The 26,076-nt window shown below is 70.0% G+C and carries 24 protein-coding genes; 15 read left to right on the top strand and 9 right to left on the bottom strand.

Annotated features, from left to right (window positions below; translation table 11 throughout):
* Positions 1-4: 4 nt before the first annotated feature.
* Entirely contained in the window at positions 5-184 is a 180-nt protein-coding gene (locus tag HNR70_RS13105; RefSeq protein WP_184326050.1) for a hypothetical protein, read from the bottom strand.
* A 145-nt stretch (positions 185-329) separates the two neighbouring features.
* Between HNR70_RS13105 and HNR70_RS13100 the strand changes: the two genes are divergently transcribed.
* Together HNR70_RS13100 and HNR70_RS13095 are read left to right on the top strand one after the other, a co-directional pair.
* Positions 330-1,352: an aldo/keto reductase gene (locus HNR70_RS13100; RefSeq protein ID WP_184326049.1), complete on the top strand. Its 1,023-nt coding sequence runs from the start codon at positions 330-332 to the stop codon at positions 1,350-1,352.
* Between the two features lie 272 nt (positions 1,353-1,624).
* Positions 1,625-3,016, top strand: a complete 1,392-nt coding sequence (locus HNR70_RS13095; RefSeq protein WP_184326048.1) for a S1C family serine protease — start codon at positions 1,625-1,627, stop codon at positions 3,014-3,016.
* 136 nt (positions 3,017-3,152) lie between these two features.
* On the opposite strand, the gene HNR70_RS13090 is transcribed toward HNR70_RS13095, so the two are convergent.
* The 5 genes from HNR70_RS13090 to HNR70_RS13070 form a co-directional block, all read right to left on the bottom strand.
* Positions 3,153-3,659 (bottom strand): ATP-binding cassette domain-containing protein, encoded by a 507-nt coding sequence (locus HNR70_RS13090; RefSeq protein ID WP_246375222.1) that lies wholly within the window; start codon positions 3,657-3,659, stop codon positions 3,153-3,155.
* A gap of 189 nt (positions 3,660-3,848) precedes the next feature.
* Entirely contained in the window at positions 3,849-4,757 is a 909-nt protein-coding gene (locus HNR70_RS13085; RefSeq protein ID WP_221421135.1) for a glycosyltransferase family 4 protein, read from the bottom strand.
* Positions 4,758-5,062: 305 nt separating this feature from the next.
* The gene (locus tag HNR70_RS13080) at positions 5,063-5,941 is read right to left on the bottom strand and encodes an alpha-1,2-fucosyltransferase (protein ID WP_184326046.1); all 879 of its coding nucleotides are present in this window, start codon (positions 5,939-5,941) and stop codon (positions 5,063-5,065) included.
* A gap of 135 nt (positions 5,942-6,076) precedes the next feature.
* Positions 6,077-6,871 (bottom strand): glycosyltransferase family 4 protein, encoded by a 795-nt coding sequence (locus tag HNR70_RS13075; protein WP_246375758.1) that lies wholly within the window; start codon positions 6,869-6,871, stop codon positions 6,077-6,079.
* Positions 6,872-7,368: 497 nt separating this feature from the next.
* Positions 7,369-8,064 (bottom strand): response regulator transcription factor, encoded by a 696-nt coding sequence (locus HNR70_RS13070; RefSeq protein WP_184326044.1) that lies wholly within the window; start codon positions 8,062-8,064, stop codon positions 7,369-7,371.
* A gap of 222 nt (positions 8,065-8,286) precedes the next feature.
* Between HNR70_RS13070 and HNR70_RS13065 the strand changes: the two genes are divergently transcribed.
* Positions 8,287-8,466: a hypothetical protein gene (locus tag HNR70_RS13065; protein WP_184326043.1), complete on the top strand. Its 180-nt coding sequence runs from the start codon at positions 8,287-8,289 to the stop codon at positions 8,464-8,466.
* Positions 8,467-8,482: 16 nt separating this feature from the next.
* On the opposite strand, the gene HNR70_RS13060 is transcribed toward HNR70_RS13065, so the two are convergent.
* Entirely contained in the window at positions 8,483-9,307 is an 825-nt protein-coding gene (locus tag HNR70_RS13060) for a response regulator (protein WP_184326042.1), read from the bottom strand.
* A complete protein-coding gene (locus tag HNR70_RS13055) occupies positions 9,292-10,656 on the bottom strand; it encodes a sensor histidine kinase (RefSeq protein WP_184326041.1) in 1,365 nt (454 codons plus the stop codon). Before HNR70_RS13055 ends, HNR70_RS13060 begins: the two co-directional genes overlap by 16 nt.
* 164 nt (positions 10,657-10,820) lie before the next feature.
* On the opposite strand from HNR70_RS13055, the gene HNR70_RS13050 reads away from it, so the two are divergent.
* On the top strand, positions 10,821-11,924 hold the full coding sequence (locus HNR70_RS13050) for a CPBP family intramembrane glutamic endopeptidase (protein ID WP_184326040.1): 1,104 nt from the start codon (positions 10,821-10,823) through the stop codon (positions 11,922-11,924).
* A gap of 22 nt (positions 11,925-11,946) precedes the next feature.
* Here HNR70_RS13050 and HNR70_RS13045 read toward each other — a convergent pair whose 3' ends face one another.
* A complete protein-coding gene (locus tag HNR70_RS13045; protein WP_312857670.1) occupies positions 11,947-12,675 on the bottom strand; it encodes an NADPH-dependent F420 reductase in 729 nt (242 codons plus the stop codon).
* Positions 12,676-12,767: 92 nt separating this feature from the next.
* Here HNR70_RS13045 and HNR70_RS13040 point away from each other — a divergent pair, with 92 nt between their 5' ends.
* The 11 genes from HNR70_RS13040 to HNR70_RS12990 all read left to right on the top strand — a co-directional run bounded on the left by HNR70_RS13040 (position 12,768) and on the right by HNR70_RS12990 (position 26,049).
* Complete coding sequence (locus HNR70_RS13040; protein ID WP_184326038.1) at positions 12,768-13,685, top strand: class II glutamine amidotransferase; 918 nt, start codon at positions 12,768-12,770, stop codon at positions 13,683-13,685.
* On the top strand, positions 13,682-14,782 hold the full coding sequence (locus HNR70_RS13035) for a type II CAAX prenyl endopeptidase Rce1 family protein (protein ID WP_184326037.1): 1,101 nt from the start codon (positions 13,682-13,684) through the stop codon (positions 14,780-14,782). Before HNR70_RS13040 ends, HNR70_RS13035 begins: the two co-directional genes overlap by 4 nt.
* A gap of 170 nt (positions 14,783-14,952) precedes the next feature.
* Complete coding sequence (locus HNR70_RS13030; RefSeq protein ID WP_184326036.1) at positions 14,953-15,879, top strand: serine hydrolase domain-containing protein; 927 nt, start codon at positions 14,953-14,955, stop codon at positions 15,877-15,879.
* Between the two features lie 34 nt (positions 15,880-15,913).
* Positions 15,914-17,281: a hemolysin family protein gene (locus HNR70_RS13025; RefSeq protein ID WP_184326035.1), complete on the top strand. Its 1,368-nt coding sequence runs from the start codon at positions 15,914-15,916 to the stop codon at positions 17,279-17,281.
* Positions 17,282-17,541: 260 nt separating this feature from the next.
* Positions 17,542-18,243: a hypothetical protein gene (locus tag HNR70_RS13020; protein WP_184326034.1), complete on the top strand. Its 702-nt coding sequence runs from the start codon at positions 17,542-17,544 to the stop codon at positions 18,241-18,243.
* A gap of 206 nt (positions 18,244-18,449) precedes the next feature.
* Positions 18,450-20,009 carry a tyrosine-protein kinase domain-containing protein gene (locus HNR70_RS13015; RefSeq protein WP_184326033.1) on the top strand — a complete coding sequence of 520 codons (1,560 nt, stop codon included), beginning with the start codon at positions 18,450-18,452 and terminating at the stop codon, positions 20,007-20,009.
* Positions 20,009-20,959 (top strand): glycosyltransferase family 2 protein, encoded by a 951-nt coding sequence (locus HNR70_RS13010; protein ID WP_184326032.1) that lies wholly within the window; start codon positions 20,009-20,011, stop codon positions 20,957-20,959. The genes HNR70_RS13015 and HNR70_RS13010 overlap by 1 nt, the downstream gene beginning before the upstream one ends.
* A complete protein-coding gene (locus HNR70_RS13005; protein WP_184326031.1) occupies positions 20,956-21,972 on the top strand; it encodes a CgeB family protein in 1,017 nt (338 codons plus the stop codon). Before HNR70_RS13010 ends, HNR70_RS13005 begins: the two co-directional genes overlap by 4 nt.
* Entirely contained in the window at positions 21,960-23,096 is a 1,137-nt protein-coding gene (locus HNR70_RS13000; RefSeq protein WP_184326030.1) for a hypothetical protein, read from the top strand. Before HNR70_RS13005 ends, HNR70_RS13000 begins: the two co-directional genes overlap by 13 nt.
* Positions 23,093-23,803: an acylneuraminate cytidylyltransferase family protein gene (locus HNR70_RS12995; RefSeq protein ID WP_184326029.1), complete on the top strand. Its 711-nt coding sequence runs from the start codon at positions 23,093-23,095 to the stop codon at positions 23,801-23,803. The genes HNR70_RS13000 and HNR70_RS12995 overlap by 4 nt, the downstream gene beginning before the upstream one ends.
* Positions 23,800-26,049: an N-acetylneuraminate synthase family protein gene (locus HNR70_RS12990; RefSeq protein ID WP_184326028.1), complete on the top strand. Its 2,250-nt coding sequence runs from the start codon at positions 23,800-23,802 to the stop codon at positions 26,047-26,049. The genes HNR70_RS12995 and HNR70_RS12990 overlap by 4 nt, the downstream gene beginning before the upstream one ends.
* Positions 26,050-26,076: the final 27 nt, after the last annotated feature.

The raw sequence follows: 26,076 nt of genomic DNA, 5'->3' as shown, positions 1-26,076 counted from the left end.
GTCCTCACCGGGGCGGGCCTGACCTCACCGGACAGGAATGACAGACCGACCAGCACGATCGCAGCACGAGGTACGTCCAGGTGTCGACGAGGTTCAGCGGCACGAAGTTCGACATCGACCCGGGCGCGACGAGCAGGCCGAAGACGAACAGCAGCGCCGCGACGCCGATCGCGAGGAAGAACATCCCGCAGATGATCGCCGCCCGGCGCGGTGGAGCGGGAAGGGGGGAACTGGCAGCCCCTCCCGTCGGCCGAGCGGCGGTGCCAGCATGGACGCGTCGGGCGCACAGCGCCCACGACTCCGCATCCGCGCATCCGAAGGAGCACCGCATGGACTACGTGAAGCTGGGCAATACCGGACTGGATGTCTCGCGCCTGTGCCTGGGCACGATGGGCTTCGGCGACCGGGAGCGCTGGATCCACCAGTGGGTCCTGGACGAGGACGCCTCCCGCCCCGTCATCAAGCACGCCCTGGACCAGGGCATCAACTTCTTCGACACCGCCAACGTGTACTCGATCGGCCGCAGCGAGGAGATCGTCGGCAAGGCGCTGGTGGACTACGCCAAGCGCGAGGAGTACGTGCTGGCCACCAAGGTGCACGGGAAGATGCACGAGGGCCCCAACGGCGGGGGGCTCTCCCGCAAGTCGATCATCGCCGAGGCCGAGGCGAGCCTGCGCCGGCTCGGCACCGACTACATCGACCTGTACATCATCCATCGCTGGGACCATACGGTCCCGATCGAGGAGACGATGCAGGCGCTGGATGACCTGGTCCGCTCCGGCAAGGTCCGCTACCTCGGGGCGTCGGCGATGTTCGCCTGGCAGTTCCTCAAGGCCCAGCACGTCGCCGAGACCCACGGCTGGACCAAGTTCGTCTCCATGCAGAACCACTACAACCTCCTGTACCGCGAGGAGGAGCGGGAGATGATGCCGCTGCTGCGGGACCTCGGCGTCGCCTCCACCCCGTACAGCCCGCTGGCCGCCGGGCGCCTGACCCGCGACTGGGACGCGGACACCGAGCGCGCCCGCACCGACCAGACCGCGAAGTCGAAGTACGACTCCAGCGAGGAGACCGACCGCGCGATCGTCGAGGCCGTCGCCCGCATCGCGCAGGAGCGCGGCGTGGAGCGCGTGCATGTGGCGCTCGCCTGGCTGCTCGCGAAGAACCCGGTGATCTCCCCGATCATCGGCGCGACCAAGACCTCCCACATCGACGGCGCGCTCGGCGCGCTCGACCTCGAGCTCTCGGCCGACGAGATCGCCGAGCTCGAGGCCCCGTACGTCCCGCACAAGGTGGTCGGCGCCCTCGCTCCCGGCGAGTCAACCCTCGGCGCGGGCGCGAAGACCCGCTGAGGTACGACGGGTCATGCGTGCGGAGTTCGGAGCCAGGGAATTCCGCGGGCATGACTGATCGGTAATAGTTCGGGGAGTCGCCGATAAGCTTTTCCCGGACATTCCTGTTCGGCCCGGACCGAAGAAGAATCCCCCACCCATTGCTGTCTGAAATGTCCGATGCAATACTCCGGGCATCTCCGAGCTTTCGTAGGGCTCGGGAACCCAGCTCCACATTCCGACACCGAGGTGATGGCGCCCGGTGAGCGCGGTGCACCAGCGAGGGGGAGACCATGGACATGCAGAGACCATCTGGAGGAAGTCCCGCGGCATTCATCGTCGCCGGCGCGCTCCTCACCGTGCTCGCCCTCGTGGCCGCGCTGGGCGTCTACTTCGTCTTCCTCGGCGGGGGCTCGTTTCTCTCCCGCTCGGGCGGCGGGCCGACCAGCCCCGTCTCCGAGCAGGTGGAGGAGCAGGGGATCAGCGAGCCGATCTCCGATCCGCCGGGCGTCACCGGAGACGAAGAGGATCCCGTCTCGGATGGGCCCGCCGAGGAGTCGGACGAGGAGCAGGAAGGGCCCATGGCTCCTCCGACGACCACGGATGAGCCCGAGGGAGATTTCGTGTCCACGTATGACGAAGTGTCCGACGGGGTGGTCCGCGTGGCCGTGGGCATGTGCGGCGACTACGCGGGAATGGGCAGCGGCGCGCTGGTCGCCAACGACCTCGTCCTCACCGCCGCCCACGTGGTCCAGGGCTACTCGAGCATCCAGCTGCAGCTCGGGGACCAGGCCGTGGTCGGCGAGGTCGTCGGCTACTCGCCCGGTGACGACCTCGCGCTGGTCAGTGCGGAGCGTCCGCTGAGCGGTCACATCTTCGAGGTGTCCGACGAGCGCGCCCCCGTCGGCACACCGGTCGCGGCGCTCGGCTACCCGCTGAGCGGCCCCCTGTCCTTCTCCGGCCCGGGCACCATCAGCACCCATGACGAGCCGATCGAGTACGGGGAGTCGGGCATCGCCGTGCCGAACGCGATGCGGATCTCCACAGCGATCAACCCGGGCAACAGCGGTGGTCCGCTGATCGATGCGGACGGCGAGATCGTCGGCGTCGTCACCGGTCAGCGCGTCGAGAGCACGGGCAGTGCGGTGCCTGGCTACGGCTATGCGGTGCCCTCCGATCTCGCCGCCGCGCGCGTCGACGACTGGCGGGACACCCCCGAGCCGCTGTCGGCCGAGAGCTGCGACTTCGAGGAGGTCGAGGAGGACTCTGTCTACGACCCCTCCGTGCTCGTCACGTCGATCGCCGAGGGGCCCGACGTCGATGCGGTCACGCACGTCTACTACGACTACTTCGACGGCATCAACAGCTCGGACTACGAGCGGGCCTACGCCCAGCGCTCCGAGCGGAACCAGTCGAGCTACTCGCTCGAGGCGTTCAGCGAGGACCAGAGCACCAGCGTCATCGAGGATGTGCTGATCCTCGACGTCAGCGGCAGCGGCGACACACGCAGCGCGGTGGTGACCTTCCTGTCCTGGCAGGCGCCGAAGTACGTCCCCGAGGGGGAGTCCTGCGCGTACTGGACGGTGCAATATGAGCTCACCCGCGGAGGACCGCACGGCTGGGTGATCGACGACGCCGGCGGCTATGACAACAAGGGCGGATGGGACCACTGCTTCGCCGACTGAGCGGAGCTGCCGCGCATCGGGCGCGTCCCGAGGGCGGCGATGTCACGGACAGGAGCTGTGATGGGTGGCGAAGGGACTGCGAAGAGCAGGTTCGGGTGGGGCGCACTGTTCGGTGCCTTTGTGGCACTTGCAGTACTCATGGGGCTCTTCTTCGCGGGGGTGATCCCCCTTCGGGGTCCGCGACGAGGGCGAGGGCGATGCCGAGGCGCTGGCGCATGCCGAGGGAGAAGTCGCGGACCTTCTTGCGGCCGGTGCCGGAAAGGCCCACCACCTCCAGCAGCTTCTCCTCGATGCCGGGGTCGGGCACGCCGCGCAGCAGGCGGTGAAGGTGCATGTTCTGCCGCGCGGTCATCGCGCCGTGCAGGGTGGGGGACTCGATGAGGGTGCCGATCCGGGCGAGGTCCTGCTGGCGAGGGTGGCCGGTGCCGGAGCCGAACAGCTCGATGGTGCCGGAGGTGGGGAGGCTGAGCCCGGTGATGAGCCGCATCAGCGTGGTCTTCCCGGCGCCGTTGCGGCCGATCAGCCCGTACACCCGCCCGCGCTCGAGGCGGAGGCTCACCGCGTTCACGGCGGTGTGCGCGCCGTAGCGCTTGGTGAGGCCACGGGTGATGAGCACCGGGTCGCTCATGACTGGGTCGCTCATGACTGGGTCGCTCACGACGGGGTCGCTAATGGCGGGGCTCCCTCCTGCTCTCGCGCTGCTCTCGTCTTCTGCTGGTGACGTCGACGCTACGGAGCGGAAGTCCGGCCGGGGTGGGGATCGGGGGCGAGAAGGTCAGGATTCGGTGAAGGTCGCGGGGCCTCGCAGACCGGCAGAACGGGGCGGCGGGGACTACCGAAACGCTGCCTGGTACTCCTGGTGGAATCGCTCCCGGCTGTAGAGCTGCCTCGCCTGTGCTGACGCCGCCCGTGCTCGCTTGGGGGCATCCGTGTCCTGCAGAGCGGCGATGGTGGCTCTCGCCAGCTCTGCGTCGTCATCCCCGACAGCTTCCGCGAGGTCCGGCTCGATCCCCTCGATGCCCACCGAGGTGGTAATCGTCGGTAGGCCGCGAATGATCGACTCGAGGATCTTGAACTTCACCCCAGCACCGGTCGAGATCGGCGAGAGGGTGGCGCTGAACCGCCGGTACTGCGCATCGAGGTCGTCCACGAATCCGGTCACTTCCACACCGGGAACTTCCAGGAATCCCGCCTTCGTCGAGAGATCGAGTCCGCCTCCCACGAGGATGAGGCGTGCATCGGGAAGTGCCTGGTGGATGAGCGGCCAGACGGAGTGCACGAGGCGATGCGCGGCGTCCCGGTTCTCCTGGCGTCCGAGGGCGGACACGAATCCTACGGCTGCTTCTCGGTGCTCGGTGTCGACCATTGGAATACTTGAATCAGCCAGAGGCGGTGGCACCACACGGGTGGGAGCCCCTGGGGCGACGGAGGTGAGCACTTTCTTGTCCTTCTCGGAAAGCACGAATGCTGCGTCGAGCCGCGCAGTCAGTCTGCGTTCAGCGCGCTGTACTTGTCTGAGCTGTCGCCGCGCTTTCTTGATGCTTGTCGTGTCGGCGGCATGAAGCCGGCGCGTGGCCCGCTGGTCGTTCACGTCATGGAACATGCACGTGATCAGGGATCCGGGGGACAGCATCTTCACGAGGGGCGCGAGCCGTCCGTACTCTTCCCACTGAAGGTCTACGACGTCGGCGCCCCGTAGCAGAGCGCGGAGTGAGGGATCGGTGAGCAGGTCGAGGACCAAGGGGATCCACGGGAGATACGGATCCCACCGAAGCATCGGAGGCATTGCTCGATGCGCGAGTGTCAGAAGCAGCCGTCGCAATCCACGATTGTCGCGAGGGCGACCCAGAAGCCGGGTATCACAAATGACCTTGGTTCGTTCAAGCTCGACCAGCGTTGGGGCGGTGGAGGGGGCGAGAAGTACGACGTGGTCACCGAGGGAGCGATACGACATCACGATGGAGGAAACCAGCTGACCCCCAGCATGGCCCGGGGCCTCGAGCGCCGGAGTTGGGCTGACCACGACGATTCGACGGGCTGCTTGGGTCACGCCTCGCTCCCGTGGGTGACGGGGGTGAGGAGTTCGACCGTGAGCCAGTCGGGGTCGAAGGCTTCACGATTGCGATGCCCGTCCTCATCGCGCAGGTGATAGGGCGGTGCGATCCCGATGTGGTCGTTACGAGTGGCCGCGGCGAGGAAGGCACCCCAGAAGGAGAATGTCGAGTTGGTGATGACTGACGTTCGTGCAAGTGACAGAGCTGCGAGGTCGTCGAATGGCCCGCTCCGGCCATCGTCGATGATCACCTTGCCGTCAAGGGCCGGGCTGACATGCTCGCGACACCACGGGATGTCGTCGGAGACGAGGAAGAACCTTTCGCTGCCTCGTCCCGCCTCGGCGGCCAGCCTCACCGCCGCTGGAACGTAGAGCTCATTCGCCAGCCCGTAGGTGCTGGAGAGGTGCTCGTACTGGTAGTAGTCGCCACGTCGGACATTGATGACGATCGTGCCGTCGTCGATGAGAGACCGGAGCCTCTCTCGACGGTCCAGAAACCTTGGTGAGGACTCGATTAGTCGGTGGGAGAAGCTAGTGACATCCGACCTGTCGAAGTCGACTCCGAACCTGTGACGGCGTCCGCTGACCCACTCGGTGCGCAGGAGCGGCACCTCACCCTTGGCGACAGTGAGTTGAGCAGCGAGAGGGAACTCAGCCAGCCAGTCCTGGATGGACTCCTGAAGCTGTACTCTCGCGGGCCGACGTTCGGAGTCCATGCCGGCTGCCCACATCCAGTAGTACAGGAAGTTTCCTCCCCTGATCAGTGGTGACGCGACATGCACCCTTGGAGCACCGGTCGCTGCCCCAATCGGTGTGGTGACTGCCCGGCGCAGGAGATCCTTCGCGGATGTCACGGCAGCGGTTGATGCCACGTCTCTCTCTCCTATCCGTTTCGGGGCTGCCAAGGTTGCGACACCGGAGCACACCGCTCACGTTGGCGCCCTTGCCGATGTAACGATCCTGCCACTGCGTGCTGAGTGCGGGATGCTGTGGAGTGCACGTCAGAATCACGCTTCCCACATCCCGGCATTGTCGGAGGGCTGCTCGGAGTTGAGCGATTCCAGAATCCGACGGGCCACCGAAGGCCATGTGAAGAGATCGGCTCTCTTGCTGGCGGCGAGTCCCATGCGCTCCCCGGGGGTGCCGACCATCGCTCGCATTGCGGCGTGCAGTGCGCTCACGTCTCCAGGGGGGACCGCGACACCGCCGGAACCCACGAGATCGGCTGCGCCTCCGACATCTCCACAGATGGAAGGAATGCCCTGATGTGAGGCTTCGATGAAGACGATGCCCGCAGCTTCGAAGGCCCCGGGCAACACAAGGCATGTTGCCCGGCCATACAGGTCCGCGAGTTTGCGCTGATGTTCAGCATTATCCCGTGCGAGGAAGCCGTGGGTGCTCACTCCGGGTTCCTTGAGGTCAGGGTGTTCACCGACGATGTCGAGCGTGGCGGAGGGATGTTCCTCGCGGAGACGACGGAAAGCGGCTAGCACGGTCGGGCCGTTCTTCCGCTCCCACCGAGTGCCGACGAACAAGTATTTCGGAGTGCTGAAATCCCGGATCTGTCTTGAAGCATCTAGAGGGCGTGCCCCGATGCCCACAGCGTGAACCTTCGCGGAGGGAACTCCATGTTCCTCCACGACAGACCGTGCAGCCCATGGCGTGGAGGCACAGATGACATCAACGCGACGGAATGCACGATCCGCAGCGCGGACGCGCGATTCGTCGAGTCCTGACAGACTGTCCTTTGGCGTGAACATTCGGTGCTCGATCGCTTGATGTGTGGTCATATCCAGGTACATCGCCACGCGAGGATGCTCGACTGCCCATCCTTCTCCTGCCTGGACGATCACATCAGGGCGGGCTTTCCGGAGCCTCTGCCTCGCCGAAAGACCCAGAACAGTGCTCCACTCGGATCCGTAACGTGCGGCGGCAAGGGCGCCCGTCGGCGAGAACCGAGGACCCGTGATGAGCCTCTTCGCGGCGATAGCACTCAGAGCCGCTCTGCGCGGAAGTCTCGGCGGCAGCGCATCGACAGGGACCACCTCGTGCCCGAGCGCCTTGAAGCCGGCCATTAGACCGGCAGGGGTCCCCGACCAGGTCGTCGGATCCGTGGGATCACCGACTGCCACAACTGCGATCCGCAATCGGCGGAAGCTGTCGGGTACTGAGGCCATACCGCACAGGATAGGTGGGCGCGGCGGGCGACGCGGCGACTCTTCTCGAGGTCGCGGTACGGGTCAGCCCACGGCCACCCGCTACCTCGAGCACTCGACAGTCATCGAACGGGAGCAGCAGACTAGAGCTCCCGCAACCGGTACCCGAGCCCCCATACCGTCTCGACCGGGTCGAGCGCCCGCGCGGCCTCGCGCAGCTTCGCGCGGAGGTTCGAGACGTGCGTCTTCACGGCCGCGTCGTCGCCCACGAAGGGCTCCTCCCACACCGCCTCGTAGAGCCGGGGCCGGGAGAACACCTGCCCGGGACGCTCCACCAGCACGGTGAGCAGGCGGTACTCGGTTGCGGTCAGCGACACCTCGGCGCCGTCCAGGTGCACTCGGGCGGTCTGCGGGTCCAGCTCGAGCGGGCCGTGGACGAGCACCGTCGGGGCCGACGCGTGCGGGGCGGCGCGGCGCAGCAGCGCCTCGATGCGGGCGGTGAGCTCGGAGAGGTTGAAGGGCTTGGTGACGTAGTCGTCCGCACCGAGGCGCAGCATGTCCACCTTCGTGTACACCGCGTCCTTCGCCGAGAGCACGAGCACCGGCAGAGGTCCGGCGGCGCGGATCTCGGCGAGCAGCAAGGACCCGTCCACGTGGGGGAGCATCAGGTCCAGCACCACCAGGTCCGGGGCGGGCCGAGTCTCCGGGGCGAGCGCTCGGCGGGCCGCGAGCCCGTCGGCCGCGGTCGTCACGTCGTGACCCTCGCCCTGCAGGGTCTCGACCAGCAGGGCGCGCGCGTCCGGGGAGTCCTCGACGACGAGGATGCGGGACGTCGTCACCTCCGGGCGGGAGCGGCGGCCGTGCGGAATGCACGGACGCGACCAGTATGCCGCCCGCCGCCCCGGCACTCGCAGGACGCTCGACTCCCCGCGGCCGACCGGACAGGAGGATCGACCGGTCCGCACACGGCGCGCGGCTGCGCCCCAGCGGGGCGACCAGCACGGGACGAGCGGGGAGCAGGAGCGGATGCGCGGGGCAGGAGTCGGGGCCGGTGGCCGCGTATGAGCACGCTGTCGATGCTTGTGTGGCTGCTGGCAGGGCTGTGCCTGTTCGGCACCCTCATCTCGATCCACACCACCGTGGTCACCGCCCGCAACACGCACTTTCCGCGCTGGGTGCTGGTCCTCGCCGCGGTGACGCTGGGCCTCGTGATGGTCGCGGTGCTGACGATGCTGGTCTGACAGGGGCCCGGCGCGCTCAGCCGCCGAGCTCGAGCACCCGGATCGCGAGCTGCACACGGTTGGTGACCTGCATCTTCTGGTACAGCCGGCCCAGATGCGTCTTCACCGTCGCCAACGACATGAACAGGCTCTGCCCGATCTCGGTGTTGCTCAGCCCCTGCGCGACCAGCCGCGCCACCTCCCACTCGCGGTCCGTGATCCCCTCGGGCGCAGGGGCCGCGGGGGAGTCGGCCGACGGGGGCTCCTCGCCCGGCGGCGGCTGGGTGCCCGGCGCACGCTGCGAGCCCGGCGCACGCTGCGAGCCCGGCGCGCCACTCGCGGCCGACGGGCGCACCCCGGCCGGACCGGCCGGGTCGCCGCCCGGCCCCGAGGCGAGGCGCACCAGGCGCTGCAGCACGTCGGGAGAGAAGCGGGAGCGGTCCGCTGCGGCGTCAAGCACCGCGGCGACCACCTCGTCCGGCGGGGAGTCCTTCAGCAGGAAGCTGGTGGCGCCGGCGCGCAGGGCCTGCAGCAGGAACTCGTCGGTGTCGAATGCGGTGAGGACCACGATGCGCGGGGCAGGAGCTGCCGTCTCACCGGGCGCGACGGCTCGCTCCTGCAGGGCGCGGAGCATCTCGAGGCCGGTCATGCGGGGCATGCGCAGGTCCAGCAGGACCACGTCGGGGGAGAGGCGGTCGATGAGGGCGAGGCCCTCGTGGCCGTCCACCGCCTCGCCGACCACCTCGATACCGTGGGCGCCGTCAATCATCATCAGCAGACCGGCGCGCATCAGCGCCTCGTCATCGATCAGCAGCACGCGCACGCGCTCAGTCGTCGTCCCGTCGCTCACCACGGCATCCATGCTTCCACCTCGAAAAACCCCTCCGTCGTGCGATCTTCCGTCGTGCGATCTTCCGTCGTGCGTTCCCTGGCAGGGACTCGTCGTCCCCAGCGGGCATCCCCGCCGAGCAGCCGCGCCCGTTCCTGCAGACCCTGCAGCCCGTGCCCGGTCGAGGTCGGGGCGATGACCGGCTCCGAAGGCAGCGGGGAGCGCGCCCGCAGCACCACGCGGTCCTTGCTGTCATGCCCCTCGCTCGTCCTCTCGCCCTCCCGCGCGATCCGCACCTCGAGCGGCAGGCCCGGTGCATGCTTCGCGGCGTTCGCGGCGACCTCGGCGAGGATCCGCACCAGCGCGACCACGGTCGTGCGGGGACGTCCGGCGAGCTCTTCGGCATCTGTGCCCTCCCAGGTCAGGGTCACGTCCTGCCCCTCCTCACGGCAGCGCTCCACGAGCGCGGCGAGACTTGGGACGGTCGCGAGCGGGGCGTCGGCGTCGGTGGTGCGCAGGGTGGTCAGCACCGTGCGCAGCTCGCGGTTCGCCTGCTGGGCGGCGTCGCGGACGGTCTGTGCGGCGCGGCGCACCTGCTCCGGGGGGAGGTCGTCGCGGTAGGCCATGGCGCCGGCGTGCATGGCGATCGTGGCCAGGTGGTGGGAGATCGAGTCGTGCATGTCGCGGGCGAGCGCGGTGCGCTCCTCGGCCCGGACCCGGGCGGCATCGGCCGTCCGCTCCCGCACCAGCGCCTCGCGCTCTCCTTCCAGCGCCTGCGCCTCCCGCTCGGCCGACGCGGCCCGTTCGCGCAGCGCCGTCATCAGCAGCGCCCGGGTCGCCAGCACGTGCCCGAGCAGCAGCGGCAGGGCGGCGAGGAGCGCCGTGACGAGGACCGCCACGACGACGATCACGGCGGGGGTGGGAGCGCGCAGCGCCGCGTCGAGCCACAGCCCGGCCGCGGCGAGCACCGCCATCGCGAGCGCCACCGCGATCGACAGTCCGAGCCGGCGCCGGGTCCCGATCCGGTACAGGGCGAGCATCCCGGCCGGCAGCGCCCACACGCTCAGCGCCGCGACGAGGGCGAGCAGGACATGCACCGCCGTGTGCGCGCGGCCCGGTGGCAGGAACCTCGAGGGGCCGATCACGAGCGCGGCGCCGAGGCCGAGCAACAGATCGATCCCGTGGAAGGCGAGGACGATGGGCGGTGGGTCGTCGTTGTACTGGAGGAGGGCGTCGCCGAAGCTGAACGTCCAGGTCAGTGCACCGAGCAGCAGGCACGCCGCCGACTGCGCCGCGGCGACGAGCCATGGGCGCAGGCGCCGCGGGGACGGCGCGGGCAGGGCGGGTCCCGCCGCGTCGAGGGTCGTGGCCGGGGAGGTCATGGACTCACAGTAGGGAAGGGGAGAGCGGGCGGGGATCGTCCGTCCGGCCGACGGGCCTGTCGGCCGACCCCCGACGAAAGGCGAGGGCGTCAGCCGCTCGGCCATGCCGGAGCATGGCCCGTCGGCCGATGTCCGGCCTGGCCGGCGCGGGCCACGATTCCGGCATGACCACCACCGAGCTGCTGGACAGCCCCCGAGCCCCCCGCCCCGCCGACGCTCCCCGCCCCGCCACTCACCACGCTGCCGCTCCGCTCGTCCAGCCTCCCCACGACGTCCTGAGCTCCGCCGCTCCCACTGCCCCGACCATCCTCGCCGACCCGACCGTCCCCACCGCCCCGGCACCGCAGCCCTTCCACCGCCTCGCACTGACCCGTCCGCACCGTCGCCGATGGCACCGGCCCCTCATCGCACTGGCCGTCACCGGCGCGGCCGCGGGAGTGCTCACCGCCGCGCTGATGGTCCCGCTGCTGGTGTTCTCCGCCGTCACCGGTGTGACCTCGCCGATGCTGGACAGCGGCGTGCTCGACCCGCATGACCCGCTGGGGATGCTGATCGGCCTGGGATCGATCGCGATCCTGATCCCCGCGGTGCTGCTCGGGGTCCGCGTCGCCTACGGGCGGGCCGGCATCGCCCACTCCGTGCGCGGGCGGTTCCGCTGGGGTCTGCTGGGCCGGGCCGCACTCGTGGTCATGCCCGTGTACGTGCTGGTGAACTCAGTGCTGACCCTGATCGTCGAGCGCGACGGGATCGAGGTGCCCCAGCTGACCGCGCCGGTGCTCGCCGCCTGGGCGATCGCGGTGCTGCTCGCGCCTCTGCAGTGCGCGGGGGAGGAGTACCTCTACCGGGTGCTCCCCCTGCAGGTGCTCGGCACGTGGCTGCGCTCGCCGCTGGTCGGGATCCTGCTGCCGGTGCCGCTGTTCATGGTCTCCCACGGCTACGACTGGGTGGGTCAGGTCAGCACCGGGGTGTTCGCCCTGGTGATGGGTCTGCTCGCGTGGAAGACCGGCGGGATCGAGATCCCGATCCTGCTGCACGTGGCCAACAACCTCACCCTGTTCGCGATCGCGCCGCTGCTGCCGGGCTCGCTCGTCCAGGGGCATGTGCCGCCGATTGCGCTCGTCGTCTCGCTCGCCCCGATGCTCCTGCTCAGCGCCGGGATCTGGGTGTGGTTCTCCCGCCGCGAGGGCCTGAGGATCTGGGAGCCGCTGCGCGGCACCGGCGGTGTGGATACGGGCAGTGCGGAACCGGGCGGTGCGGGCCGGGGCTGACCGAGCCCTCGGAACCTCTCCCTCAGACCCTCGCGCCGAGCGCGGCCAGGACCTCCTGGCCGCGCTCGGTCTCGGGGAACCGCTCCACGATCGCGGCGAGCTCGGCGGCATCGCCCTTGGACCCGAACGCCTCGGTGTAGGGCTGCAGGCGCACGCCTTCGGTGAGCGGGCCGATGGGCAGCGGGTCGAAGCCGAGCGCATCCACGAACCGGGCGACGGGCGGGAGCGCCTCCTCAGGCCCGGCGATCGCGATGGCGGCGCGGGGCGCGGGACGGCCGGCGAGGTCCTCGAGGTCGTGGTAGCCCATGTGGTTGAAGGCCTTCACGACGGTGGCGCCTGGCAGCTGCTCCTGCACGAACTCGCTGGTGGAGGCGGCGGGGGAGGAGAACTCCTCGAGGATCCCGTCGGTCTCCCACCAATAGTTCATGGCATCGAGGACGAGCTTGCCCTCGAGGGCGTGCGCGGGGATGCTCGCCTGCTTGCCGAGGGGGAGCGCGAGGATCACGAGGTCCGCCCGCTCGGCCGCTTCGCGGGAGGTGACCGGCTGCGCGCCCGGGGCGAGGAACTGGGTGATCAGGGCGATCTTCTCCGGGTCGCCGGAGCCGGAGATCAGCACCTCGTACCCGGCGCCGAGCGCCAGGCGCGCGAGCACCGTCCCCACCTTGCCGGCACCGAGGATGCCGACCACGGTCAGGGCAGAGCCGGTTGCCGTGCCATCAGAGGTCGCGGAGGAGTGCCCAGTCGTGTCCACGCCCCGCCACAACGCGCCGACCCGCATCTCTCTTCCCGCTCGTGGCGGCCCTCACTGCGGTTCGGGCCAGCCGGTTCTACAGTGGAGACGCCATGTGCCGACTCTTCGCTCTCCATTCCGATACCCCCGTCACCGCCGATTTTTGGCTGCTCGACGCCCCCTACTCGCTCGTGAACCAGTCCCGCTTCAACGCCGACGGGACGGGCCTGGGCTGGATCGACGCCGACGGCGCCGCGCACGTCGCCAAGCGCCCCGTCGCCGCCTACGAGTCCGTGCGGTTCGGCCAGGTCGCCACCGCCCTCCACTCCTGCGCGATGATCGCCCATGTGCGCCTGTCCTCCGGGACCGAGCACTGCGACGAGAACACCCACCCCTTCCTCCAGGACGGCATCGTCTCCGCCCACAACGGCGTCCTCGAGGTCACCGACCAGATGAAGCAGCGCGTGCGGGATCTGGGCGCTGCGCACCACGTCCACGGCAGCACCGACTCCGAGTGGATGGCGGCGCTGGTGACCGGGGAGACCGCCGCCCACGGCGGGGACCTCCACGACGGCGTCGTCGCGGCCCTGACCTGGATCGCGGGCAACGTGCCCGTCTACTCCGTGAACCTGCTGGCGATGAAGGGGGAGGAGCTGATCGCCGTGCGCCTGCCCGCCACCAACGAGCTGTGGGTCCTGGACCGCGACGCCTCCGCCACCAGCCCCCGCGAGGCGCTCGACCAGGCCTCGGACACCCTGCGCACCCGCAGCGAGGACCTCGCCGGCGTGGACTCCGTGGTCATCGCCTCCGAGCCGATGGACGACGATCCCGCCTGGCGCCTCATGGACTCCGGCGAGCTGCTCCACCTCACCGCCGACGGGCAGATCCGCACCGAGAAGCCCTTCGGCCCCCTCGCGCACCCCCTCACCATCGACGACCTGGGCCTGTCCGCCGCGGCCTCCCAGGCCCACGCCGCCCAGGACCGCGCCCAGCAGCAGCGCCGCCGCCGACTCGCCGAGCGCGCCGCATGAGCGCCGCCGACGCCGCGACCCCAGCCGCGACGCCCACCCCCGCCGAGGGCACGGCCTACCACCGCATGGCGACCCTGCGCCCGGAGTGGGCCCGCCCCACCAAGGCGCTCCTCGCCCTCGCCGCCGCATTCATCGCTTACGTCGTGCTGATCTCCGTGGTGCTGGTCGGCATGGTGCTGATCCTCGCCGTCGCGCCCGGGGTGAACGTCGCCCGCGGCGTCACCGCGGGCGACCCCACGAGCCCCCTGGACGTGGGCCTGGCGCTCGCGATGGGTGCGATGTGGCTGCCCGCCGGGATCATCGGCGTGCGCGCCGGCGGCTGGCGGCCGCTCGGCACCGCCTGGTCGATCGCCGGACGCCTGCGCCGCGAGCTGCGCGGCCCGTACGTCACGGCCGGGCTGGTCGGCGGACTCGCCGTGATCGCCCTCGCCGCCCTCGCGGGCGGGATCGCCGGCGGCGCGGGTGGGGCTGCAGGCGGGGCATCCGCGGCGGCCGACGGGATCGCGGCCGACGGCGGCGCTTCCTCGCCCCTGCAGCTGCTCCTCCTCGCCGTGCTCGTGCTCCTGCTCGCCCCGCTCCAGGCCGCCGGGCTCGAGCTCGCTCTCAGGGGCGTGGTGATGCAGGCCTTCGGCGCGGTGCTGCGCAGCCCCGCCGTGCCCGTGGTCATCGGCGCGCTCGTGATGCTGGTGGGCCGCGAGCTCACCCCCGCGGTCGTGCTGCCGGCCCTCGCTCTGGGCCTCGCCTCCGGGCTGCTCGCCTGGAAGAGCGGCGGGCTCGAACTGCCGATCGCGCTGACCACCACGATCACGGCGGGCTCCCACCTCGTCTCCGCGCTCGCCGCCGGCACCGGCGCCGGTGCCGGCACCGCGGTGCTCACCGCTGCTGCCGCGGCACCCGGCACCTCCGCCGCCGCGCTCGCGGCGTCGACTACCGGTGCGCACGCCGCCACTCTCGCCGGTGGCGTGACCTCGGCGATCGCGCTGCTCGCCCTCGCCGTGCTCCTCGCCGCCTGGGTGGGCAGGCGCGCCGGGGTGCCGTTCCTCGCGCCGGTCACCCGTCCCGCCTCCGAGCCCGCCCCCGCCGCGATCCCGCACTGAGCCGCGGCGGCGCCTGCACAAAAGGGTGTCTCAGAGCACGCGCTGACAATATTCGTTCCGCTGTGCACTGAGACGCCCCATTCTGCAGCTCCATCCTCCGCGCCGCCCCTCCCCGCCGCCCCTCCCCGCCGCCCCTCCCACCGACGCATGCGGACGAGTACCGTCGCCGCATGACCGCTGATGCTCCCGTGCCCGACCCGCTCCTCCTGCTGCCCCTGCGCCAGCGGATCCTCGAGCAGCACCTCGGCGTGCGCGCCCTGCACCTGCACCGCACCGGTCACGAGGAGCTCAGCCACCGCTTCGTCGAGGACACCGCCGAGAACGTCTACTCCGTCTCCAAGACCGTCACCGCCCTCGCGATCGGCATCGCGATCGACGAGGGTCTGCTGGGCCTGGACGACCTGGTCGCGGGCCACCTGGCCGCCCCCGCCGGCGGATACGGCTCAGGTGTCGAGCAGATCCGGATCCGCCACCTGCTCTCCATGACCACCACCTCCCCGGTCCTCGGCTTCGAGGACTCCGAACGGGACAGCGAGGACCTCACCTCCCTCATCCTCGGCACGGACCTGCGGGGCGAGCCCGGCACGGCCTGGGAGTACTCCAACGGCTCGATCTTCCTGCTCTCGAGGCTCCTCACCGAGGTCACCGGGCAGACGATGCGCGACTGGCTGATGCCGCGACTGTTCCTGCCGCTCGGGATCCTGAACCCCCAGTGGCACACCACCCGCGACGGCCACACATGGGGTGCGACGGGCCTGCACCTGAAGAGCGGCCAGCTCGCCCGGATCGGCCGGCTCCTCCTGGACCGTGGCGCCCACGAGGGCACCCAGCTCGTGCCCGCCTCCTGGATCGACGCCCTGCACGCCGAGGAGATCTGGGTCGCGACCGGTGACCCGGAGCCGGAGTCCGCCCGGTACGGGTTCGGGGTGTGGGACTGCACCACCCCCGGTGCGTGGCGGGCCGACGGCGCCTACGGCCAGTTCCTCCTCGTCCTGCCAGAGCAGCAGGCGGTGCTGACCGTCACCTCGCACCTCGAAGGCCGCGGTGGCGCCGTGATCCTGGCCGCGATCCGCGAGGAGCTGCTGCCACTGCTGTGAGGGACCTGCGTAGCGGGCGAGTAGCGTAGGCGCCATGGACTGGATCGCCGTGCTCAACTTCGGCCTCGTGCTGCTCTTCGTGCTCATCGGCGGCCTTTTCGCCGGCACCGAGATGGCGATCGTCAACCTGCGCGAATCGCAGATCAAGCAGCTCGAGGAGACCGGCGACAGCGGCGCGAAGACCGCGAAGCTGGTGCGCGACCCGAACCTGTTCCTTTCCGCCGTGCAGATCGGCGTGACGGTCGCTGGCTTCTTCTCCTCCGCCTACGGCGCCTCCACCATCGCCCCCTCCCTGGTGCCGTGGCTGACGAGCCTCGGCCTGTCCGAGGGCATGGCGGGCACCGTGGCGCTGATCGGCATGACCCTCCTGATCGCCTACCTGTCGCTCGTGTTCGGCGAGCTGGTCCCCAAGCGCCTCGCGATGCAGAACGCGCTGGGGCTGACCAAGGTCGTCGGCCCGCCGCTGAACCTCTTCGGCCGTCTTATGCGCCCGGCGATCTGGCTGCTGTCCGTCTCCACCAACCTCGTGGTGCGCCTGCTGGGCGGTGACCCCGACGCCAACCGCGAGGCCGTCTCCGCCGAGGAGATCAAGGCGATGGTCCGCGACTCCGACGCCCTGGACCAGGCCGAGTCCAAGGTGCTCGCCGACGTGTTCGACGCGTCCGAGCGCACCGTCGTGGAGGTCATGCGGCCCCGCCACCAGGTCCACTTCCTCGACGGCGACCAGAGCGTCGCCCAGGCCCGCGAGGAGATCCGCGGCACCGGCTTCTCCCGCTACCCGGTCACCGGTGAGGACGTCGACGACGTCCTCGGCTTCATCCACGTGCGCGACATGCTCCTGGTCGAGGACGCCGCCACCACGAAGATGTCCTCCCTGGTGCGGCCCATCGAGCACATCCCCGGCACCGTCCAGGTGCTCTCGGCGCTGAACCGCATGCGCGCCCACGCCGACCAGATCGCCGTGGTCGTGGACGAGTACGGCGGCACCGACGGCATCGTCACCCTCGAGGACCTGCTCGAGGAGCTCGTGGGCGAGATCTACGACGAGTTCGACCGCGAGACCTGGCCGAGCCCCGGCAACCTCGACCGCATCGTCGGCCCCGACGGGCAGCTCGACGGCGGCCTGATCCTCCAGGAGTTCGAGGCCGCCACCGGCATCGCCCTGCCCGACACCGGCGGCTACGAGACCGTGGGCGGGTTCCTCATGGCGGAGCTGGGCCGGATCCCCGAGGTCGGCGACCGCGTCGAGATCGACGGCGGCAGCCTCGAGGTCCTCGAGATCGACGAGCGCCGGGTCAAGACCGTGCGGTTCGTGCGGTCGGGCGGGGGAGAGGCGGCCGACGGGGGCGCTGGCGACGCCGCGGCCGACGACGGCGCGCACGTCGAGCACGACCGGGCCTGAGCAGCCCTCATGCCTGTCGGCTGAAGCGTCCAGAGGTGTCCGGGAGGTGGCCATACCATCACAGACCGGTCACAGCGCCCGAGATAGTCCTGGGCATTTGTCCAGGAGCCTGCTATGTTGAGCGCGGGCTGGAGCGCGATGTCCGATTTGCGCTACTCCTGAGTAATGCAGATGCTGTGCAAAGCAGGGGGCTCTCGGGCCCGTGGACGTGATGGTGCGCGACTCCTGTGCGGGGGCGGCAAGGACAGGAAGCAGGAACGATGACTGAGCAGAAGACCTCGAGCCGCCGGGCTCTTATGAAGGGTGTAGCGTGGGCTGCGCCCGTGGCGGCTGTGGCGGTGGCGGCTCCGGCGTACGCCGCATCCAACCCGGTGACGATCACGGTCGATCCGACGCTCTCCTGCAAGCAGACTCCGCCGCCCGGACGTAAGGATGCGTACTACTACCTGACGTTCAGCATGAAGAACAATCTGAGCGTCCCGATCAACTACGACTTCACGGCGCTCTGGGTCCAGGCCACGTCCGGTCAGCCGGTCAACTTCACCTACCCGCCCGATGGCACGCTCGCCCCGGGAGCGACAGTGACCTGGACAGTGTGCTCCGGCGTCGTGACCAACACCGCTCAGGGCACTGCCGGAGCGACGGTAGAGGTCTCCGCGGGCACGAACACCTTCGTGGTGACCAAGCCGCTCGAGGTGGCCTCGCTCCCGCCCTGCAACAACAACGCCAATACCCCCGACTACCCGTGCCCGATCGGGGCACCTGCTCCGGTCGCTCCGGCGGAGGAGTCGGCGGCTGCGAAGGAGCCCTCTTCGGAGCAGGCTCCCGCGGAGGACCCCGCCGCGACCGACCAGACGGCTCCCGCCACCGAGCCTGCGCCCGCCACCGAGTCCGCGCCCGTGGAGGAGACCTCACCGGTTTCGGAGGAGCCCGCGGAGGCTGACGCAGAGAGCAACAGCTGAGCACTGCAGTGCTGATGAGCGCCCTCGGCCGTTGCGTCAGCAGCCGCTGAGGGCCTCATCATGGAGCGGCGCCCTCCACGTCGCCGCTACGGGTGTTCCGGCGCCGCGCAGGAGCGGACGGAGGCGACCTCGATGCGGAGGATTGTTGTGAGGGCCGACCCGACCCGGCCCTCGAGTTTTGTCATTGATCCTGAACGGTGCATTGCGTGACTATCGAAGACTTCCTCAGAATGATGTTGCGCAATGCGCTGGTCCTGCTCGTGCTGACAATCGTGGGAGCGGTAGCTGGGCTCGGTCTCTCCTTCACGCGTTCCCCGGTGTATGCCGCCAGTGCTCTCGGGTATGTCTCTGCGAACACCAGCACGGATGAGAGCGGAAGCCCGGTTGCGCAGTCCGGTGGCAACATGGAACTGCAGTACTCCAAGGCGCAGAGCTACCTGCCGCTCTTCAGGACGCGCGCGGTCGGTGAAAGGGTCGTCGAGGACCTGGGCCTGCAGCAGAGCCCCGATTCCATCGCGGGCTCGTTGCAGGCGACCGTGGATCCGAACGCGCCCATCATCACGGTGACTGCGTACGCCGGGTCCGCCGAGGACGCGTCGGCCATTGCGAACTCCGCTGTCGAAGCGACGGCTGCCGAAGCCCTGGAGCTGGAGACCGGGGCGGACGGTCGCGGGACGCCGTCGGTGCAGCTCGTGCCCTATCAGACTGCCCTCGTCCCGGGTGGCCCCGCCTCTCCGGACCGGAGCCGCTTCCTTCTCGCGGGTGCTGCCCTGGGTCTGCTCCTGGGCCTGGGGCTTGGGTGGTTGCGCAGCCGGAACGACTCCCGGTTGAGGACCCCCGAGGACATCACCGCGCTCGTGGGCGTTCCCGTTCTCGGTAGCCTGCCGGACGTCAAGGATTTCACCCGGACCAAGGACGGTGCGCTGCCGGAGCCGGAGAGCTTCGCGGCGCGTGAGTCTATGCGGAAGCTGCGCACCAATCTGCGTTTCGTCGACGTCGACTCCCCGCCCCGCTCGATCGTCGTCACCTCCTCCACTGCCGCGGAGGGCAAGTCGACGGTCGCAGCGAATCTCGCCCGCGTGATGGCTCGTGCCGGCCAGCCCACCCTTCTCATCGACGCGGACCTGCGACGTCCCACGGTTGCCGCGGCATTCGGGGTCGACGGCAAGGTTGGACTGTCGCAGCTGCTGGCGAAGTCGATCTCCGTGGAGGACGCGCTCCAACTCTCCGGAACCCGTGGCCTCACCGTGCTCCCGGCCGGGCATATCCCTCCGAACCCATCGGAGCTTCTGGGATCGCGCAGCATGCACGAGCTGGTCGAGGAGTTCTCCCGCAGCTACTTCGTCATCATCGATGCCCCGCCGCTGCTCGCCGTCACCGATGCCCAGCTCCTGTCACGGCAGGTGGACGGGGCACTGGTCGTCGCCGTGTCGGGCAGGTCCCGCAGCGACGAGCTCCTCCGTGGGGTGGAGGCGGTGCGAAGCATCGGAGGCACTGTGTACGGCGTGGTGATGAACCGGGTCCCGTCGAGCCGCCTGACCCGCATCGCCTATGGCGCGTCCGCGGAGTACGGGGGCTATGGCAAGGCCTATGACAAGGCTGCGAATATCCCGGAGATGGATGAGATCGAGATCGCCGCGATCGACGGTCGCGAGGTCGAGTCATCCGCCCCGTCCCACCTCGACTCCGGGCAGGCCCGCACCACCTCTACCCCCGTCGCGCGCACGAGCGGGCGCCGCCGCGCCGACGTCGAACCAGACTCCTGATGACATTGCGACGCCTCGGAGCGGTGATCCCGGTCCACGGCCCGCTCACTCCCGTCGTGCCGCTCCTCGACGACCTCGTGGGCGACGACGTCGATCACGCTGATCGTCCAGCGGTGGTCGTGCTCGTCGACGACGCGTCCGACCCCGCTGTCGCTCCGGACGCGCTACCCGATGGTGTCCAGCTGGTGCGCCGCGATCGCAACGGTGGTTTCGGCGCTGCGGTGAACACCGGCCTCGAGACCATCGCAGAGCTGGCTCCGGAGGTCGAGCAGGTTCTCGTGCTGAACTCCGATCTCCGGCTGCCGCAGGGATTCGCGCGGCAACTTCTCAACCACGCCGCGCCCTGGATGCCCGCGGCCGTCGGATGCCGTGTCGTGGGGGAGGACGGACGGTCCGGATACTCCGCGCGGTACTTCCCCCGCACCTCGCACCAGGTGATCGAGTGGCTCGTGCCGCTCGCGTCCCAGCGCCATCGCGATGCGCTCCACCGTGCCGTCGGACACGATCTTCGCGCCGAGCGCGCGCACGGGATGGTTCCCGTGGACTGGGTCAGCGGGGCGATGCTCCTCCTCCCCCTCGCCGAGGTGCGCGACGCCGGCAGTTTCGACGAGGGTTACTTCATGTACACCGAGGAGGTCGACCTGCAGCTGCGCCTTCGCCAGCGAGGCATCCCCTCGTTGCTCGACGCAGATCTCGAGGTCTCGCATGTGGGCGGCGGCTCCTCCGGAGGTGAGGCGCGACGGCGCCGCTGGCTCGTCGGCGCGAGGATGCGCTACGCCCGTAAGCACGGTGGAGTCCGTCGTCTCCGTGCCGGTCTCACTGCCGCGACTGCCGCGAACCTGGTGTGGAACACCGGCCGGCGCGCGGCGGGACGTGATGTCGACCCGCTCGCCGGCGCCCGCGAGGAGCTGTCGCTGATCTACTCCGCGGGGAAGGACCTGCCGCGATGAGCCCTGCACCACGGCTCCTGCTCGTCTCCCCGACCTTCCACACCTACTGGAAGAGCATCGAGGAAGCCTTCGCCCGTCGCGGGTACGACGTCACAACGGTCCGATACGACGCCTACGATGCGGTCGCGGAGAAGGCCCGGCTTAAGGCGACCGTCGAGCTACCCGACCGGCTTCACCTGCCGGGCGATCGGGCGAGTGCCGAGAAGCGCCGCCTCACCGACCGGGTGCTCACTTCCCTGACGACGCTGCAGCCCGACCGCGTCCTGGTCATCAAGGGCGACGGACTCGACGAGCGATTCTGGGACGCCACGGCCTCGCTGCCGCGGATCCTGTGGCTCTACGACGACCTGCGCCGTCACGACTATGACGACGACTTCCTCCGCGAGGTCGGGCCCGTCGTCGACTACGCGCTTTCCGAGACCGAGATGCTGCGCGAGCGCGGAGTCGACGCCCACTTCGTCCCCAACGCCTTCGACCCCCACCGCAGTGCACCGACGGGGAAGCGCACCGGCGAGCTGGTCTTCATCGGCTCCGGGTACGCGAACCGTCGCGAGAGCCTCGAGCACCTCGCTGGGCAGGGGTTGCCTGTCCATGCATGGGGCCGGGACTTCTCCCGCCACCCCTTCGACCGCGCCCGCACCTTCTCCTGGAACCGCCCGAGCTTCCCGACCTCCCGCGAGGTCCCGCTCGAGAGGGCCTATCAGATCCACGCTGAGGGTGCTGCGGCGATCGCGATCCACGGGCTCCAGAACGGCCATGCGATGCGCACCTTCGAGATCCCCGGTATGGGCGGGGTGCAGCTCGTGGACCGCGATGACGTGGCACAGTTCTATGAGATCGGCACCGAGGTCGCCGTCTGGCACGACCTCGACGAGCTCACCGAGCTCTCGCGCCGCGCGCTCACCGATACGGTCTGGGCGGAGCGGATGAGGGAGCAGGGTCGGGTTCGTACCCTCGCCGAGCACACCTTCGATCATCGGATCCAGGAGGTCGATGCCCTGTGGCAGGACTGATCCATCCCGAGAACTTCGAGCTGTGGACCGAATGGTCCCGCTCTCGGCACCGCCTGCGTCGCGCGAAGCACGCCGTCACGGGCACGGCCTCGGCAGTGCGGCACCGGCTGCCCGGCGGCGCATCGGATGAGGACGCGCCCGCGGAGGACGTACCCGCTGCCTGGGTGCTGCGCTCCCGCCAGGCCGAGGACGCCGACGCGGGGGAGCGGCGCATCCTCTTCGCCGTGGACTCCGGGACGCCCACCTCCCGTGCCGCGCTGCTGAGCAGCTTGCTCTACCAGCGCGTCGGCGTCGACGTGCTGGCACCGGGTGACGTCGAGCTGCCGGAGCTCGACGGGGAGGAGTGGACCACGCGCTCCCTCGACATCCCCGACGACGCGGCGAGCACGTCGAACGGCGCGATCGTCTCGATCGGCCAGCACCTCGCCGCCGGCGCCGCGGCGCACCGTCTCGCACGTCGTCGAGGCATTCCCGAGTTCGTGGTCCAGCACGGCGCGCTCACCCCCTACGCGCCGCCGCTCCCGTACGGCGCGACCCTGCTCGCCTGGTCCGCGGCCGACGGAGAGTTCTGGCGCAGCGACCGCGAGGACGTGTCGACGATCGACGTCGGCTCCCAGCTGCTCTGGCAGGCCGCGCACGAGTCCCCTGGTACCTCGGCCGGGACCGAGTCTGAATCTCCTGTTGAGTTGCCAGATCCGGAGCGCCCGATCTTCCTCGGCCAGCTGCATGGCGCCGAGCTGTCCCGTCGCCTCACCGGTGGCGCCGCAGTGCGGTTCTGCAAGGAGAACAACGGGCTCTACCGCCCGCACCCGGCGGAGACCGACGTGCTCTCCCGCACCCAGCACCGCCTCTGGCAGCGGCGCGGGCTCGAGTTCGCTCCCACCGACGTGCCGCTCCGTGAACTCCCGAACCCTGTCGTCTCCGTGTTCTCCACCGGCGTGCTCGAGACCGCGGCGCGCGGCGGCGATGCGTGGGTGTTCTGCCCGGGCGCCCCTGGCTGGGTCAAGGAGATGTGGCACCGCTACGACATGCGCCAGGTGGGCGGTGCACCCACCCCGTCCCCCGTCGCTGAGGGCGAGGAGCCCGCGGCGCGCATCGCCCGGGTGCTCGAGGACGTGCTGTGACCGCACTCGTCGTCATCCCGGCGAGGGGAGGATCCAAGGGCATCCCTCGCAAGAACCTGCTCGAGGTGGGCGGCAAGCCGCTCATCGCCTGGACCATCGCGCAGGCCCTTGAGGCCCGCACTGACGAACCGGACCTGATCGTCGCGGTCTCCACCGAGGACGCCGAGATCGCCGAGGTCGCCGCCGCCCACGGTGCTCGCGTCATCGAGCGCCCGGCGGAGCTCGCCACCGACACCGCTCCCACCGAGCCGACCGTCCTCCACGCGATGGACGTGGTTGAGGGGGAGGGGATCGAGCTCAGCGCAGTGCTGCTTCTTCAGGCGACCTCGCCGGTGCGGCAGCGGGACACCATCGCTCGCGCGCTCGCCCAGTTCCGCGCCGACGGCGTCGACTCCCTCGTCGGCGTCGTGCCTGAGTCGCCCTTCTTCTGGCGCCTCCCCGAGTCCCGTGAGCTCAGCGCCCGTGCCGCCTACGATGTGGATGCTAGGCCGCGCCGCCAGGAGCTGCGCCCCGAGCAGATGCATTATTTCGAGAACGGCAGCCTCTACGTCACCGCCCCGCACATCTACCGCGAGCGCGGCAACCGCATCGGCGGGAAGGTGGGGCTCTTCGTGCTCGACGAGGTCGAGGGGGTCGACATCGACACCCTCGCCGACGTCGCCGCGGCAGAGAGCATGCTGACCCGACTGGGATGGAGGACCTCATGATCCTGGACCGCCGCACAGCGCCCTACGCGGTGGACCCGCAGGCCACCGTGCTCGAAGCCCTGCGACGCATCGACGCTAACCGCGCCCGCGTCGTGTTCCTCGTCGACACCCACGGGATCGTCCAGGGCACCCTCAGCGACGGGGACGTGCGCCGCTGGCTCGTCGAGCAGCCCGTCCCCGACCTCACCACCCCCGCCCTCAGCGCCGCGAACACCCGCTTCGTCTCCGTCACCGAGGGCACCCCGGCCACGGACATCACGAGCCTGTTCCGACGAGGCGTGGACCGCATCCCCGTCCTGGACGACGCCGGCCGCCTCATCGCGGTCGCCACCCCCGGCACCCGCACCCTGCAGATCGGCCGTCGTGCCGTCGGGGAGGGGGAGCGGGCCCTGGTCATCGGCGAGATCGGCAACAACCACCAGGGCGACCTCGACCTCGCCCGCACCCTCGTGGACCGCTGCGTCGACGCGGGCGTGGACGCCGTGAAGTTCCAGCTCCGCGACATGGCGACCCTCTACCGCTCCGGCGGTGCGGCCTCCGCCGGCGAGGACCTCGGCCCGCAGTACACGATGAACCTCCTGGCCAAGTACTCCCTCTCGGTCGAGGACATGTACCGCGTCTTCGACCACTGCGCCGCCCGGGACGTCGACGTGCTGTGCACCCCGTGGGACCTCGCCTCCGCGGACGCGCTCGCCGAGTACGGCATCCCCGCCTACAAGATCGCCTCCGCCGACCTCACCAACGACGACCTGCTCGCCCACGTCGCGGACCTCGGCGCCCCCATGATCGTCTCCACAGGCATGAGCACCGAGCAGGAGATCAGCGGCGCCGTCTCGCTGCTGCGCTCGCACGGCGCCCCGTTCGCTCTGCTGCAGACCCAGTCCACCTACCCCGCACCGTTCAAGGACGTGAACCTGCGGTACATGGACCGCCTCGCCGAGCTCGGCGACTGCCCCGTCGGCTACTCCGGCCACGAGCGCGGCTGGCACGTCCCGGTCGCCGCCGTCGCCCGCGGCGCTTCCATCATCGAGAAGCATGTGACCGTGGACCGCTCCCTCGAGGGCAACGACCACAAGGTCTCCCTGCTGCCCGACGAGCTCGCCGCCATGGTCACCCAGATCCGCGAGGTCGAGCAGGCCCTCGGCAGCGACGCCCCCCGCGAGCTGTCCACCGGCGAGCTCATGAACCGCGTGAACCTCGCCAAGTCCCTCGTCGCCGCCCGCGACCTCCGCAGCGGCGACGTGGTCACCGCCGCAGACGTGGACGTCAAGAGCCCCGGCCGCGGCCTCCAGCCCAACCGTCGCGACGCGCTGCTCGGCACCACCCTGCACCGCGACGTCCCTGCCGGCGACTTCTTCTACCCCGGCGACCTCGCGGGCCGCCCCACCCAGCGCGGCGAGCACAGCTTCCGCCGCCCGTGGGGTCTGCCCGTGCGGTTCCACGACTTCCGCAGCCTGCTGGACGTCTCCCGCCCCGACTTCCTCGAGTTCCACCAGTCCGCCAAGGACATGGACCTCGACCTCTCCGAGATCCTCTCGCCCGGCGAGACCTTCGAGCAGTTCGCGACCGTCCACGCCCCGGACCTCTACCCCGGCGACTTCCTGATCGACCTCGCCTCCCCCGACGAGGCGATCTGGGAGCGCTCGATCCGCGAGGTCCAGCGCGTCGTCGACCTCGCCCGCGACCTGCGCGAGCACTTCCCGAGCGAGCAGGACCCCATCGTCATCGTCACCATGGGCGGGTTCCTCCCGGACCGCCACCTCCGCCCCGAGGAGCGGTATCCGCTGTACGAGAGGGTCCAGCAGGGACTCGAGCGGATCGACGAGAGCGGCGTGCGCCTGACCGCCCAGACCCTCCCGCCCTTCCCGTGGCTCATGGGCGGTCAGCAGTACCACAACCTGTTCATGGAGCCCGAGGACACCGTCTGGTTCTGCGAGACCTACGGGCGGCGTCTCACCTTGGACGTCTCCCACTCCAAGCTCGCCGCGAATTTCTTCGGCCGCCCCTTCAGCGAGTACCTCGAGGCGATGGGCCCCTATACCGAGCACCTCCACATCGTCGACTCCGTGGGCGTCGACGGCGAGGGCGTACAGGTGGGGGAGGGTGAGGTCGACTTCAAGGACCTCGCCGAGCGGATGGACCGCCTCGCCCCGTCCGCTCCGTTCATCCCCGAGATCTGGATGGGGCACGTCAACACCGGCGAGGGCTTCTTCGTCGCGCTGGATCGGCTGGCGGAGTGGTTCTGAGTCCGACTCCTCGCACCGCCTGCTGGC

Origin of the sequence: Brachybacterium aquaticum (assembly GCF_014204755.1) — a bacterium.
Lineage (GTDB): Bacteria > Actinomycetota > Actinomycetes > Actinomycetales > Dermabacteraceae > Brachybacterium > Brachybacterium aquaticum.
The sequence above is the reverse complement of the archived record's forward strand: the minus strand, read 5'-3'. Positions and strand labels throughout refer to the sequence as shown.

Excerpts from the sequence above, each read along its gene's own strand:
- HNR70_RS13005 (WP_184326031.1), top strand. The coding sequence starts at position 20,956 with ATGAGCCCTGCACCACGGCTCCTGCTCGTCTCCCCGACCTTCCACACC.
- HNR70_RS13075 (WP_246375758.1), bottom strand. The coding sequence starts at position 6,871 with ATGTACCTGGATATGACCACACATCAAGCGATCGAGCACCGAATGTTC.
- HNR70_RS13010 (WP_184326032.1), top strand. The coding sequence starts at position 20,009 with ATGACATTGCGACGCCTCGGAGCGGTGATCCCGGTCCACGGCCCGCTC.
- HNR70_RS13020 (WP_184326034.1), top strand. The coding sequence starts at position 17,542 with ATGACTGAGCAGAAGACCTCGAGCCGCCGGGCTCTTATGAAGGGTGTA.
- HNR70_RS13100 (WP_184326049.1), top strand. The coding sequence starts at position 330 with ATGGACTACGTGAAGCTGGGCAATACCGGACTGGATGTCTCGCGCCTG.
- HNR70_RS13095 (WP_184326048.1), top strand. The coding sequence starts at position 1,625 with ATGGACATGCAGAGACCATCTGGAGGAAGTCCCGCGGCATTCATCGTC.
- HNR70_RS13105 (WP_184326050.1), bottom strand. The coding sequence starts at position 184 with ATGTTCTTCCTCGCGATCGGCGTCGCGGCGCTGCTGTTCGTCTTCGGC.
- HNR70_RS13025 (WP_184326035.1), top strand. The coding sequence starts at position 15,914 with ATGGACTGGATCGCCGTGCTCAACTTCGGCCTCGTGCTGCTCTTCGTG.
- HNR70_RS13030 (WP_184326036.1), top strand. The coding sequence starts at position 14,953 with ATGACCGCTGATGCTCCCGTGCCCGACCCGCTCCTCCTGCTGCCCCTG.
- HNR70_RS13040 (WP_184326038.1), top strand. The coding sequence starts at position 12,768 with ATGTGCCGACTCTTCGCTCTCCATTCCGATACCCCCGTCACCGCCGAT.
- HNR70_RS13035 (WP_184326037.1), top strand. The coding sequence starts at position 13,682 with ATGAGCGCCGCCGACGCCGCGACCCCAGCCGCGACGCCCACCCCCGCC.
- HNR70_RS13090 (WP_246375222.1), bottom strand. The coding sequence starts at position 3,659 with ATGAGCGACCCAGTCATGAGCGACCCGGTGCTCATCACCCGTGGCCTC.
- HNR70_RS13050 (WP_184326040.1), top strand. The coding sequence starts at position 10,821 with ATGACCACCACCGAGCTGCTGGACAGCCCCCGAGCCCCCCGCCCCGCC.
- HNR70_RS12990 (WP_184326028.1), top strand. The coding sequence starts at position 23,800 with ATGATCCTGGACCGCCGCACAGCGCCCTACGCGGTGGACCCGCAGGCC.
- HNR70_RS13060 (WP_184326042.1), bottom strand. The coding sequence starts at position 9,307 with ATGGATGCCGTGGTGAGCGACGGGACGACGACTGAGCGCGTGCGCGTG.
- HNR70_RS13055 (WP_184326041.1), bottom strand. The coding sequence starts at position 10,656 with ATGACCTCCCCGGCCACGACCCTCGACGCGGCGGGACCCGCCCTGCCC.
- HNR70_RS13065 (WP_184326043.1), top strand. The coding sequence starts at position 8,287 with ATGAGCACGCTGTCGATGCTTGTGTGGCTGCTGGCAGGGCTGTGCCTG.